We start from the raw sequence: 12,544 nt of genomic DNA, 5'->3' as shown, positions 1-12,544 counted from the left end.
GGCCCCAGGAGGGCGTCGGCGCTGCCGTTATGCTGGAGCGTCCCCTTCCGTCCGGAACCGCCTGGAGTTGCGTCGTGCGTATCGATCTGCACACCCACTCCACCGCCTCCGACGGTACGGATTCCCCCGCCGAGCTGGTGCGCAACGCCGCCGCTGCCGGGCTGGACGTCGTCGCGCTGACCGACCACGACACCACGCGCGGGCACGCCGAGGCCGTCGCCGCGCTGCCGGCCGGGCTGACGCTGGTGACCGGGGCCGAGCTGTCCTGCCGGATCGACGGCATCAGCATGCACATGCTGGCGTACCTCTTCGACCCCGAGGAGCCCGCGCTGCTCGCGGAGCGGGAGCTGGTGCGCGACGACCGGGTGCCCCGGGCCAAGGGCATGATCGCGAAGCTGCGGGCGCTGGGTGTGCCCGTGACCTGGGAGCAGGTCGCGCGGATCGCGGGGGACGGATCGGTCGGCCGCCCGCATGTCGCGACCGCGCTGGTCGAGCTCGGCGTCGTGGCGACGGTGAGCGACGCGTTCACCGCGGACTGGCTGGCGGACGGCGGCCGGGCCTACGTGGAGAAGCACGAGACGGATCCGTTCGAGGCGATCCGGCTGGTGAAGGCCGCGGGTGGGGTGACCGTGTTCGCGCACCCGGGCGCCGACAAGCGCGGCCGTACGGTGCCGGAGACCGCGATCGCCGAGATGGCCGCCGCCGGACTGGACGGCATCGAGGTCGACCACATGGACCACGAACCCGACACCCGGGCCCGGCTGCGTGGTCTCGCCAAGGAACTGGGACTGCTGACGACCGGGTCCAGCGACTACCACGGCAGCCGCAAGACGTGCCGGCTCGGCGACTACACCACCGATCCCGAGGTGTACGGCGAGATCACGCGGCGGGCGACCGGGGCCTTCCCGGTGCCGGGGGCCGGCGGGGCCTGAGGGCTCCACCCCGCGCTCACCCCACCTCCGTACGTTTCATATCTCCGCAAGGCACTCATGTTCGACGTCGCCGTTTTCGGCTCTCTGTTTCTGACCCTTTTTGTCATCATGGATCCCCCCGGGATCACCCCGATCTTCCTCGCGCTGACCGCCGGGCGGCCCGGCAAGACGCAGCGGCGGATGGCCCTGCAGGCCGTGTGCGTGGCCGGCGGTGTGATCACCGTGTTCGGGCTGCTCGGCCACCAGATCCTCGACTACCTGCACGTGTCCGTGCCGGCGCTGATGATCGCCGGTGGGCTGCTCCTCCTGCTCATCGCGCTGGATCTGCTCACCGGCAAGACCGACGAGCCGCAGCAGACCAAGGACGTGAACGTGGCCCTCGTGCCGCTGGGCATGCCGCTGCTGGCCGGCCCCGGTGCCATCGTCTCGGTCATCCTGGCCGTCCAGAAGGCCGACTCGGTCTCCACACAGGTGTCGGTGTGGGCGGCGATCCTCGCGATCCACGTCGTGCTGTGGCTGGTCATGCGGTACTCGCTGCTGATCATCCGGGTCATCAAGGACGGTGGTGTGGTGCTGGTGACGCGGCTCGCGGGCATGATGCTCTCGGCGATCGCCGTTCAGCAGATCATCAACGGGGTGACCCAGGTGATCCAGGGGGCGTGACCGGCACCCGTGCGGCACGGAGCCCCCGTACGGTCATCCATGCCGTACGGGGGCTCCGTGCTGCTGCGGGGCGTGTTCGCGTCTGCTGCGGGGTGTGTTCGCGTCTGTTACGAGGCCGGGCCGGCGGCCGGGCGGATCCAGAGGCGCTGCCCGGTGGCGGCGGCCTGCTGCACGATCCCGTTGACGGAGGCGGCGTCCACGACGGTGCTGTCCACGGGCGTGCCGTCGACATCGTCGAGTCGCATGATCTCGAAGCGCACAGCTTCTCCCTTCGTCTCGATGGCGTTGTACAACCGAGTTAACAGACTCCGTGTTACAAACATTCCCTACGCTAAAGAAATTTTTCGAACGGCTAAATACTGACCGGTAAGAGGCTCGTCGGGGCGCCTCGCCGGGACGGATCGGGATCGGTTGTGTTCGCAGCGTGACCGCCGGGACAATGGAGACGATGAACGACGACCTCGCGGCCCTCGCCGCCCGCATCGACCACACCAACGAACTGCTGACCCGCATGCTCGCCGAGGTGGCCAAGACCCCCTCGACCCATGCGATCTTCGTCGACGCGGGATACCTCTACGCGGCCGCCGGACGGCTGGTCGCCGGCACCGAGGACCGGCGCGCCTTCGACCTGGACGCCGAGGGCCTGATCGAGGCGCTCATCGACCGGGCCCGCTCGATCTTCGCCGACAGCCGGCTGCTGCGGGTCTACTGGTACGACGGCGCCCGCCGCCGCATCCACACCGCCGAGCAGCAGTCCATCGCCGAGCTGCCCGACGTCAAGGTGCGCCTCGGCAACCTCAACGCCAACAACCAGCAGAAGGGCGTCGACTCCCTGATCCGCACCGACCTGGAGTCCCTCGCCCGCCACCGCGCCATCAGCGACGCGGCCCTCCTCGGCGGCGACGAGGACCTGGTCTCGGCGGTCGAGGCGGCCCAGGGCTACGGAGCCCGGGTGCACCTCTGGGGCATCGAGGCCCCCGAGGGCCGCAACCAGGCCGAGCCGCTGCTCTGGGAGGTCGACAGCCAGCGCACCCTCGACCTCGACTTCTTCAAGCCCTACGTCACCCGCCGCACCCCGGCCGCCTACGAGGCCTCGGGGGCCCGGCCGACCCGGGACGACGTACGGTTCGCGGGCGCGCAGATCGCCGCCAAGTGGCTGGCGGCGCGGGGCCGCGACTCCGTCGGGGAACTGCTGCCCGGCCACCCCTATCTGCCGGGGTCCGTCGACCAGGATCTGCTGGTGGAGGCGGAGGCCATCCTGCAGTACTCGCTGCGCGGCCAGGCCGAGCTGCGGCGCGCCCTGCGGGACGGGTTCTGGGAGCACCTGCGCACGCAGTACTAGCGGACCCGGCCGGTGGGCCCGCCGCGGAAGTACCCCGGCCCGACACCTGTCAGGCGCCGTGCCCGCGGGGATCCCGGTGCCCGTCCCAGAAGCCGGCGAGGGCGGCGGCGGTCGGCAGGGGGCGGTCCAGGTTGGGGGAGTGCTCTGCGCCCGGTACGACCGTACGGTGGGCTCCGAGCCGCGCCGCCATCTCGTCCAGGAGCGGCACCGGCCAGGTGTCGTCCCGGGAACCCGACAGCACGTGGAAGGGCAGCGGAAGCGCTGCCAGCGCGCCGACCCGGTCCGGCTCGTGGCACAACTGACGGCCCGTGGCCAGGAGTTGTGCCGGGCTGTGGGCCAGCCAGCGGCGGCGCAGCAGCCCCGGCCCGCCGAAACCCCGGGCCGGGCCGCCGACTTCCTCCGGTGGGCCCATCGCCGTGATCGCTTCCCACACCTCCGCCATCGTCAGCACCGCCAGCGCGTCGTGCAGCAGCTTCACCCGGTGCTGCTGGGCATCGGAAATCGCAGCCGGGCCCGACGACATGAGGGTCAGCGAACGGAACGGGGTGTGGTCGAGGAGGACGGCCGCCCGGGCGATGTGACCGCCGAGGGAGTGCCCGACCAGGTGCACCGGCATGCCCAGCGCGGCAGCCTGCGCCAGCACGTCCCGCGCCAACTCGTCCTGTGCGTAAGGCGTCTCGTCGTCCACCGGCCCGGGTGACTCGTTCTGCCCGCGCCCGTCCACGGCGATCGTGCGGTAGCCGCGCGCCGCGAGGGGCTCGTGCAGCAGGTGGAAGTCCTCCTTGCTGCCCGTGAACCCGGGCAGCAGCATCACCACGCCCCGCTGCGCCGTACCCGCGTCCACGACGGCGAAGGCACCGCGCGTGGTGCGCAGGGGGTAGGCGCGGGCGCCCTGGGGCGGAGGGAAGGCGGGGGGTTCTGTCACGGGGGGAGGGTACCGGCTCGGCCGCGGGCCGCCCGGGCCGGGCGCCGGGCCGGGCGCCGGGCCGGGAGCCGGGTTCGGGAAGACGCCGACGGCCCGGCCCCGTGGTGTACGGGTCCGGGCCGTCGGCCGGTGCCGGTCGGTCAGCCTTCGGCGGGCGCCTCGACCGTCGCCACGGCCTTGCGCGTACGCCGGGCCTTCGGCTTCGCCTCGGTCGCGTCGGCGCCCTGGGCGCCCTCGGCGGGAGCCTCCGCGGCAGCCGCGGTCTTCCGTGTGCGACGCGGCTTGGGAACCACGCCCTCGGCCGTTTCCGTGGCGGTTTCGGCGGCCTTGGTGGCGGCGGTTTTGCGGGTGCGGCGGGGTTTGGCCTCGGTGGGCTCGGCGGGGGTGTCCGCTGCGGTTTCGGTGGTTTCGGCCGTCTTGGTGGCGGTGGTCTTGCGGGTGCGGCGGGGTTTGGTTTCCGTGCCTTCCGCTGTGTCGACGGCGGTTTCGGCGGCCTTGGTGGCCGCGGCCTTCCGGGTCCGGCGCGGCTTGGCCTCCTCGGCCGGGACTTCCGCCTCGGGGGCCGTCACCGTCTCCGCCGCAGGGGCGGTCGCCGTCGGCTCCGCGCTCCGGCGGGTGCGGCGGCGCGACTTCGCCGGGGTCTCCGCCGGGGCCACGACCGCCTCGGCGGACTCCGTGGGCTGCGCGGCCACGGCCGGGGTGTCCAGCGCCGGACCCTCGGCGGTCGCCACCGCGGCCTCCGCGGACGCCTGGACACCGGTGCCCTCGGGCGCCGTGGCCGCCGTCGCGGCGGAGGCGGCGAGCGGGGCGCCGTTGCGGGTGCGGCGACGGCGGCGCGGGGTACGCGGGGCGGCCGCGTCCTCGGTCACCGCGGCCGGCTCGGCCGCGGGGCCGGCGGCAGCCGGCTGGGCCGAGCCCGACGTCGCGTCGAGGGGGGCGCCGCCGCGTGTACGACGGCGGCGGCGTGGCGTACGGGCGGCCGGGCGCTCGCGCTCGGCGGTGCGGGACTCGTCCCGCCCGCCGCGGCCACGCCGGTCACCGCGGCTCCGGCCGCCCGGCTCGCCCAGGTCCTCCAGCTCCTCCGCGTCCAGCCCGGCGCGAGTGCGCTCGGCGCGCGGCAGGACACCCTTGGTGCCGGCCGGGATACCGAGTTCCTCGAAGAGGTGCGGGGAGGTCGAGTACGTCTCCACCGGGTCGTTGAAGCCCAGTTCCAGCGCCTTGTTGATCAGCTGCCAGCGCGGGATGTCGTCCCAGTCGACGAACGTGATCGCCGTACCCTTCGCGCCCGCGCGGCCCGTACGGCCGACGCGGTGCAGGTAGGTCTTCTCGTCCTCGGGGGACTGGTAGTTGATGACGTGGGTCACGCCTTCGACGTCGATGCCGCGGGCGGCGACGTCGGTGCAGACGAGGACGTCCACCTTGCCGTTGCGGAAGGCCCGCAGCGCCTGCTCGCGGGCGCCCTGGCCGAGGTCGCCGTGGACCGCGCCGGAGGCGAAGCCGCGGCGCTCCAGCTGCTCGGCGATGTCGGCGGCCGTGCGCTTGGTGCGGCAGAAGATCATCGCCAGTCCGCGGCCCTCGGCCTGCAGGATGCGGGCGACCATCTCCGGCTTGTCCATGGAGTGCGCGCGGTACACGAACTGCTTGATGTTCGCGACGGTCGCGCCCTCGTCGTCCGGTGCCGTGGCGCGGATGTGGGTGGGCTGGGACATGTACCGGCGCGCGAGGCCGATGACCGCGCCCGGCATGGTGGCCGAGAACAGCATGGTCTGCCGCCGGGCCGGGAGCATGTCGATGATCTTCTCGACGTCGGGCAGGAAGCCGAGGTCCAGCATCTCGTCGGCCTCGTCGAGGACGAGGCACTTGACGTGCTTCAGGTCGAGCTTCTTCTGGCCTGCCAGGTCGAGGAGCCGGCCCGGGGTGCCGACGACCACGTCGACGCCCTTCTTCAGGGCCTCGACCTGCGGCTCGTAGGCCCGGCCGCCGTAGATCGCGGTGACGCGTACATTGCGCGCCTTGCCCGCGGTGAGCAGGTCGTTGGTGACCTGCGTGCACAGCTCGCGGGTGGGGACGACGACGAGCGCCTGCGGGGCCTCGGTGAGCTGCTCGGGCTCGGCGCGGCCGGCCTCCACGTCGGCGGGGACGGTCACGCGCTCCAGGAGCGGCAGACCGAAGCCGAGGGTCTTGCCGGTGCCGGTCTTGGCCTGGCCGATGACGTCCGTGCCCGAGAGGGCGACGGGGAGGGTCATCTCCTGGATGGGGAAGGGGGTGATGATGCCGACGGCTTCGAGGGCCTCGGCGGTCTCGGGGAGGATTCCGAGATCTCTGAACGTGGTAGTCAGGGTGCTGCCTCTTCTGTGTGGCGCGGTGCGAGGCGAGCGCGGGGGTCGTTGACGGACCGTGCCGGGGACGTCGGCTGCCTTACGGACGACCCACTGGGGCAAGCCGTATGACACGGGACCTCTGCCGACGCTCTAGCGCTCTCACCGCTGAGGGTTCCCTCTGGCCCCCGCACGCGATGTGCCGTACGGACCAGGAGGGCTGTCGGGTCGGAGCCGATCGGGCCACCGACCGGGCATCCTCATACGTGCGGCCTGTCGAGGTACGGCGCGTACATGAAGTGCCGTCGTACCAGCAGGCGCATTACCACCATACCCCGGAATCGCGCACACGCGATGACCGATTCGGTCACGTAGTGGTTGTCACATCGCCGCACGGCTTCCCGTCCCGCTCCGCGCCCGGTCGCGCGGCGGGTCTGCCGGCCGGTCCTGTGCGTCGTCGTGGTCACACTGATTGACCAGGGACTTCCACCGTCCGGTGAGCGGGCTATTGTGCGCTGCATGACCACCTCTGACAAGCCCGAGAACGCCGAGTCCCCCGCCGACCCCGCCACCGGTATCGCCGCCCAGGACTGGACCGCGGCCTCCGCCGACCCGCAGTACCGTGCCGCCGTGGTGGACCTGCTCGGGGCTCTCGCGTACGGCGAGCTGGCCGCCTTCGAGCGGCTCGCGGAGGACGCCAAGCTGGCGCCGACCCTGGCGGACAAGGCGGAGCTGGCCAAGATGGCGTCCGCCGAGTTCCACCACTTCGAGCGGCTGCGGGACCGGCTCACGGAGATCGGGTCGGAGCCGACGGAGGCCATGGAGCCGTTCGTCGCGGCGCTGGACGGGTTCCACCGGCAGACGGCGCCCTCGGACTGGCTGGAGGGCCTGGTCAAGGCGTATGTCGGCGACTCGATCGCCAGCGACTTCTACCGAGAGGTCGCGGTCCGGCTGGACTCCGACACCCGGGCGCTGGTGCTCGCCGTGCTCGACGACACCGGGCACGCCGGTTTCGCCGTCGAGCGGGTGCGGGCGGCCATCGAAGCGGACCCGCGCGTGGGCGGACGGCTCGCGCTGTGGGCGCGTCGGCTGATGGGCGAGGCGCTGTCGCAGTCGCAGCGGGTGGTCGCGGACCGGGACGCGCTGTCGACGATGCTGGTCGGCGGAGTGGCCGACGGGTTCGATCTCGCCGAGGTCGGCAAGATGTTCTCCCGGATCACGGAAGCGCACACCAAGCGGATGGCCGCGCTGGGCCTGGCGGCCTAGGGCCTTTCGCGACAGGCCGCGGCGCCCCCACGGGCGGGCCGGCTGCCGCACAGCGGCGGAGCTGCTGTCTTCCGGACGAGGGTGCGGTCTACGCCGTCGCTGATCGGCGCAGACGGCGCCCCGCCGGGCGCAGCAGCAGCGAGAGCGAGGCGGCCGAGACCACCGTCGCACCCACCAGGACGAGGACGATGCTGCCCGACTCCAGCGCGCTGTCCATGAGGAAGGCGCCGAACAGGGCTCCGGCGACACCGGTCGCCAGGACCAGGGTGCGGGCGGGCAACCGGTGGGACAGGCGGTGGATCGCCGCCCAGGCGAGGACGATGCCGAGCACAGCGGAGCCTAGCGCTTCCAAGATCATGCGGGTCCCTCCCAGACGGCCGGGCTGTGCGTCGAGTCGTAGCCCGTCATACCCGTGACCTGCGAAATGCAATCCTCCCGAGGAGGCCCGATGTGCTCCGTCCGTGGTGAGGGTGCGGCGGTGACGTGGTGACACCGTGTCGATCGTGTGACGGGCGTGGGACGGGCGTGGGACGGGCGTGGGACGGGAGGCGCGGACGGATCGGAAGGGCCGCACGGACTGGACGGGCCGGGAAGGGCCGAAGGAGCCGAAAGGCCGGAGGGGTCAGGTGACGCGACGTCACCTGACCCCTCCGGTCGTGCTGATCGTGCTGTCGGCTACAGCGCGCCGAAGCCCACCTTGCGCGGGGCCGGCTCGCCCAGCTCCACGTACGCGAGGCGGTCCGCCGGGACCAGGACCTTGCGGCCGTGCTCGTCCACGAGGGTGAGCAGCTGCGACTTGCCGGCCAGTGCCTCGGCCACCACGCGCTCGACCTCCTCGGCAGTCTGACCGCTCTCCAGAACGATCTCGCGGGGCGCGTGCTGCACGCCGATCTTGACCTCCACGGCTATGTCCCTCCGACGGTCACTGCGGTGCGCGGGCGTCCGCGCCGTACGCTGCACACATTAGCCCGGTGAGGGGACGTACACGGCGCGGCCGTCCACGCCAGGAGCGAACACCGGCCGGGAACAAACCCGGGAGCAAACACGCGTGCGGGGCGAACCCCCGTGTGCCGGAACACCGGCCGGGAACGGACCCGGGTGGGGACGAACCCGCCCGATCGTCCGGACGCCCAGGCCGGCTCCTCGGATCGCGTACCGCTCGACGCCGCTCGAGAGCGCCCGACCGCTCAGTGCTGCTCGGCCCCGTGCAGCGGGAAGCCGGCGATACCGCGCCAGGCGAGCGAGGCCAGCAGTTGCACCGCCTCGTCGCGCGGGACGCTGCGGTCGCTGTGCAGCCAGGAGCGGGCCACCACCTGGGCCAGGCCGCCCAGGCCGGAGGCGAGCAGCATGGACTCCGCGCGGGACAGGCCGGTGTCCTCGGCGATGACGTCGCAGATCGCCTCGGCGCACTCGTTCGTCACCTTGTCGACGCGTTCGCGCACGGCGGGCTCGTTCGTCAGGTCCGACTCGAAGACCAGGCGGAACGCGCCGCCGTCGTCCTCCACGTACGCGAAATAGGCGTCCATGGTCGCCCGGACGCGCTGCTTGTTGTCGGTCGTCGACGCGAGCGCGTTGCGCACGGACTGGATCAGCGACTCGCAGTGCTGGTCCAGCAGGGCGAGATACAGGTCGAGCTTGCCGGGGAAGTGCTGGTAGAGCACCGGCTTGCTGACACCGGCGCGCTCGGCGATGTCATCCATCGCGGCGGCGTGGTAGCCCTGCGCCACGAAGACCTCCTGGGCCGCGCCCAGGAGCTGGTTCCGTCGGGCACGGCGCGGCAGGCGCGTACCCCTCGGGCGTGCCGCCTCTGTCTGCTCGATGGCTGTCACGCCGCCTCCCAAAGTCGTCCACAGTCGTCCACATGCGGTGTGCCGCTGCGCCCGCCATCGTACTTTTCGGTAACCGCTGTGTGCGCAGTGCGAGCGCAGAATTTCACGGACCGGACAGGCGGAACAGTCGTGCAAAACGTTTCAAACGGGGGCGGCCCGGGCATGATGAGCCGATTTCCGGTCTCCTGCGGGTCAGCGCCGTCGGCTCGGGCAACCGTCTTCAGCGGTAGTCGTCCTCGTCCAGGGAGACGATCCGCGCCTGTTCGACGAGATCGGCCTCGTTGGCGGTGGCCGGGTCGACGCCCTCCAGCGGGTCGTCCCGGTCGGGTGTCACATCGGCGTGCTGCTCGGCAGCGTCGTTCTCCGGGGCCTCCACGTCGTACTCGTCCGGCGTCTCCGTGTCGAGCTGCTCGAAGGTCTCGGGATCGGTGGGGTCGACGGCCATCATGGGCTCCCTTCCTACGGACGTCCCTGTGAACAAGCAGGGGCCACACGCGGGTGCCCTGTGACACGAGCCTAGGAGAACCGGGTTCCGTATGCCACGTCGTGCGGGTACGTTCTGTGACACCGAACACGTGAACCCCGACGTGATCGTCTCGTAACATTGCCGCATGTCTTCGACCGAGCTGCCGTCCGTGCCGCCCACCAGTGTGCTCCCGAAGGCGGTGCCCGTCCGGGTCGCGGAGGGTGAGCGGCTCAGGTCCGTGGGGCTTCCGGGGGCCACCCTGACGGTCAGGTCGAGACCGGCGACGCGCGAGGGCCTGGAGCCCGCGCTGTACGTGCACGGGCTCGGCGGCTCCTCGCAGAACTGGTCCGCGCTGATGGCGTTGCTCGACGGCGTCGTCGAGAGCGAGGCGGTCGACCTGCCCGGCTTCGGCGACTCCCCGCCACCGGACGACGGCGACTACTCCGTCACCGCGCACGCGCGCGCTGTGATCCGCTATCTCGACTCCTCCGGCCGCGGCCCCGTCCACCTGCTCGGCAACTCGCTCGGCGGGGCCGTCTCGACGCGCGTGGCCGCCGTACGGCCCGACCTCGTGCGGACCCTGACCCTCGTCTCGCCGGCCCTGCCGGAGTTGCGGGTCCAGCGCAGCGCCGTGCCGACGGGACTGCTCAGCCTCCCGGGTGCGGCCACCCTGTTCAGCCGGCTGACCCGGGAGTGGACGGCCGAGCAGCGGGTGCGCGGCGTCCTCGGGCTCTGCTACGGCGAGCCCGGGCGGGTGTCCGAGGAGGCGTTCCGCCACGCGGTGGAGGAGATGGAGCGGCGGCTGCGGCTGCCGTACTTCTGGGACGCGATGACCCGTTCCGCGCGCGGGCTCGTCAACGCGTACACGCTCGGCGGTCAGCACGGGCTGTGGCGCCAGGCCGAGCGCGTCCTCGCGCCGACCCTGCTGGTCTACGGCGGCCGCGACCAGCTGGTCGGCTTCCGCATGGCCCAGCGCGCCGCCCGCGCCTTCCGCGACTCCCGGCTGCTGACACTGCCGTCCGCCGGGCACGTGGCGATGATGGAGTACCCGGACACGGTCGCGACCGCGGTCCGCGAACTCCTCGCGACGACGACCGTCCAGGGGAGCTGAGGCGACAGGTGGGACGCCACAGCCGACGGGGACCCGCACCGAAGCGCGGTGCGGAGGGCGACAACAGGAGGGGAACGGGGGCCGCCGACAGTGGGGGCAGCACCGCCCACGGCGGTGTCGGCCGCGGGGATGGTGGCCCCGCGCAGGCCCAGGGCGACGTCTGGTACGGGCAGGGCCCGCCGGCTCAGGGCGAGGCCTGGTACGGGCAGGGCGGCTCGCTTGCCCCGGGTGAGGGCTGGTACGGGGACGGCACCCCGGCTCAGGGAGTGCCGCGCTTTCCGGAGGGCACACCCGCGCACGGCGTCCCCCGGGTCCGGGGAGGGCACCCCGAGCAGCGGGAGGCCGGCGGGGGCTGGGGTGAGGTGAACGGTGCCGCGCCGGCCGGTGACGGTACCCGGGCGGCGGTACCGCGGCAGCGGCCGGGCCACGGGTCCGGGCCGCGCCCGGAGTACCTCGACGCCTTCGACGAGTACGACGACGTGTTCCGCGCCCGGCATCCGGCCGCCGTCGGCGTCGGCACGGGGGCCGGACCCGGCACGGGGGCCGGACCCGCGACCGGAAGGATCCCGCGCCCCTCCGTCACCGACCGGCACGCACCCCCCGTTTCGCCCGGTGACGCGGACGACGAGGACGACGCGCCGCCCACCGGCGATCCGGCCTCCGCGCGCGGCGGCAGGGGCCGTACCTTCACCGGCATCGCGGCTGCTGCCGTCACCACCGTGCTCGCCGTGGTCGTGGCCGGACAGGTCACGGACGGCGCGGAGGCGGGCGACGAGCCGGCGCAGGCCGCGTCCGGGCAGGCCCGGGACGCCCGGGACCCGGCCTCGCGCGCCGACGACCGGCCCAGTGCCTCGGCACCGGCTTCCCCGACCCCCTTGACGTACGAGCAGAAACTCGGCACCAAGTTCGCGCTGAACCCCGCACTCCAGGGCTCGGGGAAGTTCGCCGCGGTCCCGGGGATCGCCAAGGGGCCGGAGAAGGGCCGGAAGTACACGTACCGGGTGGACGTCGAGCAAGGGCTCGGCCTCGACGCGGAGCTGTTCGCGCAGGCCGTCCAGAAGACGCTCAACGACGACCGAAGCTGGGCGCACAACGGCGCCCGCACCTTCGAGCGCGTCCACAGTGGCCGGCCGGACTTCATCATCACGCTCGCCAGCCCCGGCACCACTGCGGACTGGTGCGAGAAGTCGGGGCTGGACACGACCGAGGACAACGTCTCCTGCGACTCGGCCGCCACCGACCGCGTGATGATCAACGCCTACCGGTGGGCCCAGGGATCCGAGACGTACGGGGACGACATCCGCGGCTACCGCGAGATGCTCATCAACCACGAGATCGGCCACCGGCTCGGCTACGGCCATGTGAACTGCGACAAGAACGGCGAGTTGGCTCCGGTCATGCAGCAGCAGACCAAGTTCCTCGACCACGACGGCATCCACTGCCTGCCCAACCCGTGGCCCTACCCCGGTGGCGGATGATCGCCGGCTGAGCGGCTGCGGCTTAGCGGTGGCGGCTGAGCGGGGGCCGACCGGGCGCCCGCCCAACGTGTGAGAGCCGTCACGTTTCGTGTACGGACCATGTCCTAGCGCGACAGAACGCGACCCGCACCCGAAAGTTACGGCCGTTCACCCCTTCCGGTGGGGGGGGGGGGGGGGGGGGGGGGGGGGGGGGGGGGGGGGGGGGGGGGGGGGG

At 72.6% G+C, this 12,544-nt stretch carries 13 protein-coding genes; 6 read left to right on the top strand and 7 right to left on the bottom strand.

What is annotated here, in order from left to right; translation table 11 throughout:
• Positions 1 to 74 precede the first annotated feature (74 nt).
• Entirely contained in the window at positions 75 to 932 is an 858-nt protein-coding gene (locus tag ACSLTV_RS26655) for a PHP domain-containing protein (protein WP_435613018.1), read from the top strand.
• A gap of 57 nt (positions 933 to 989) precedes the next feature.
• Positions 990 to 1,595, top strand: a complete 606-nt coding sequence (locus ACSLTV_RS26650; protein ID WP_432138740.1) for a MarC family protein — start codon at positions 990 to 992, stop codon at positions 1,593 to 1,595.
• A gap of 107 nt (positions 1,596 to 1,702) precedes the next feature.
• Here the strand turns inward: ACSLTV_RS26650 and ACSLTV_RS26645 are convergent, their stop codons facing one another.
• Positions 1,703 to 1,855, bottom strand: coding sequence for a hypothetical protein (locus ACSLTV_RS26645; RefSeq protein ID WP_432138741.1), 153 nt, complete (start codon positions 1,853 to 1,855; stop codon positions 1,703 to 1,705).
• A 188-nt stretch (positions 1,856 to 2,043) separates the two neighbouring features.
• On the opposite strand from ACSLTV_RS26645, the gene ACSLTV_RS26640 reads away from it, so the two are divergent.
• Positions 2,044 to 2,937, top strand: coding sequence for an NYN domain-containing protein (locus ACSLTV_RS26640; RefSeq protein WP_432138742.1), 894 nt, complete (start codon positions 2,044 to 2,046; stop codon positions 2,935 to 2,937).
• 49 nt (positions 2,938 to 2,986) lie between these two features.
• Here ACSLTV_RS26640 and ACSLTV_RS26635 read toward each other — a convergent pair whose 3' ends face one another.
• Together ACSLTV_RS26635 and ACSLTV_RS26630 are read right to left on the bottom strand one after the other, a co-directional pair.
• A complete protein-coding gene (locus ACSLTV_RS26635) occupies positions 2,987 to 3,862 on the bottom strand; it encodes an alpha/beta fold hydrolase (protein WP_432138743.1) in 876 nt (291 codons plus the stop codon).
• A gap of 140 nt (positions 3,863 to 4,002) precedes the next feature.
• Positions 4,003 to 6,108: a DEAD/DEAH box helicase gene (locus ACSLTV_RS26630; protein ID WP_435613017.1), complete on the bottom strand. Its 2,106-nt coding sequence runs from the start codon at positions 6,106 to 6,108 to the stop codon at positions 4,003 to 4,005.
• A gap of 582 nt (positions 6,109 to 6,690) precedes the next feature.
• On the opposite strand from ACSLTV_RS26630, the gene ACSLTV_RS26625 reads away from it, so the two are divergent.
• Positions 6,691 to 7,446, top strand: coding sequence for a ferritin-like fold-containing protein (locus ACSLTV_RS26625; protein ID WP_432140098.1), 756 nt, complete (start codon positions 6,691 to 6,693; stop codon positions 7,444 to 7,446).
• An 88-nt stretch (positions 7,447 to 7,534) separates the two neighbouring features.
• Here the strand turns inward: ACSLTV_RS26625 and ACSLTV_RS26620 are convergent, their stop codons facing one another.
• The 4 genes from ACSLTV_RS26620 to ACSLTV_RS26605 form a co-directional block, all read right to left on the bottom strand.
• The gene (locus tag ACSLTV_RS26620; protein ID WP_432140093.1) at positions 7,535 to 7,804 is read right to left on the bottom strand and encodes a hypothetical protein; all 270 of its coding nucleotides are present in this window, start codon (positions 7,802 to 7,804) and stop codon (positions 7,535 to 7,537) included.
• A 317-nt stretch (positions 7,805 to 8,121) separates the two neighbouring features.
• The gene (locus tag ACSLTV_RS26615) at positions 8,122 to 8,349 is read right to left on the bottom strand and encodes a DUF3107 domain-containing protein (protein ID WP_432140094.1); all 228 of its coding nucleotides are present in this window, start codon (positions 8,347 to 8,349) and stop codon (positions 8,122 to 8,124) included.
• Between the two features lie 284 nt (positions 8,350 to 8,633).
• Positions 8,634 to 9,275, bottom strand: coding sequence for a TetR/AcrR family transcriptional regulator (locus ACSLTV_RS26610; RefSeq protein WP_432140095.1), 642 nt, complete (start codon positions 9,273 to 9,275; stop codon positions 8,634 to 8,636).
• 220 nt (positions 9,276 to 9,495) lie between these two features.
• Complete coding sequence (locus ACSLTV_RS26605) at positions 9,496 to 9,720, bottom strand: hypothetical protein (RefSeq protein ID WP_432140099.1); 225 nt, start codon at positions 9,718 to 9,720, stop codon at positions 9,496 to 9,498.
• A 166-nt stretch (positions 9,721 to 9,886) separates the two neighbouring features.
• Between ACSLTV_RS26605 and ACSLTV_RS26600 the strand changes: the two genes are divergently transcribed.
• Positions 9,887 to 10,852, top strand: a complete 966-nt coding sequence (locus tag ACSLTV_RS26600; protein ID WP_432140096.1) for an alpha/beta fold hydrolase — start codon at positions 9,887 to 9,889, stop codon at positions 10,850 to 10,852.
• Between the two features lie 8 nt (positions 10,853 to 10,860).
• Positions 10,861 to 12,330, top strand: a complete 1,470-nt coding sequence (locus tag ACSLTV_RS26595) for a DUF3152 domain-containing protein (RefSeq protein ID WP_435613016.1) — start codon at positions 10,861 to 10,863, stop codon at positions 12,328 to 12,330.
• The last annotated feature ends 214 nt before the right edge of the window (positions 12,331 to 12,544 follow it).

The sequence above is a fragment of the Streptomyces sp. bgisy159 genome (assembly GCF_965341775.1).
In the GTDB taxonomy this organism is placed as follows: domain Bacteria; phylum Actinomycetota; class Actinomycetes; order Streptomycetales; family Streptomycetaceae; genus Streptomyces.
The sequence above is the reverse complement of the archived record's forward strand: the minus strand, read 5'-3'. Positions and strand labels throughout refer to the sequence as shown.

What these genes read in the sequence shown, in the direction of transcription:
- ACSLTV_RS26620 (WP_432140093.1), bottom strand. Translation starts at nt 7,804, where the DNA reads ATGATCTTGGAAGCGCTAGGCTCCGCTGTGCTCGGCATCGTCCTCGCC.
- ACSLTV_RS26640 (WP_432138742.1), top strand. Translation starts at nt 2,044, where the DNA reads ATGAACGACGACCTCGCGGCCCTCGCCGCCCGCATCGACCACACCAAC.
- ACSLTV_RS26605 (WP_432140099.1), bottom strand. Translation starts at nt 9,720, where the DNA reads ATGGCCGTCGACCCCACCGATCCCGAGACCTTCGAGCAGCTCGACACG.
- ACSLTV_RS26630 (WP_435613017.1), bottom strand. Translation starts at nt 6,108, where the DNA reads ATGACCCTCCCCGTCGCCCTCTCGGGCACGGACGTCATCGGCCAGGCC.
- ACSLTV_RS26650 (WP_432138740.1), top strand. Translation starts at nt 990, where the DNA reads ATGTTCGACGTCGCCGTTTTCGGCTCTCTGTTTCTGACCCTTTTTGTC.
- ACSLTV_RS26600 (WP_432140096.1), top strand. Translation starts at nt 9,887, where the DNA reads ATGTCTTCGACCGAGCTGCCGTCCGTGCCGCCCACCAGTGTGCTCCCG.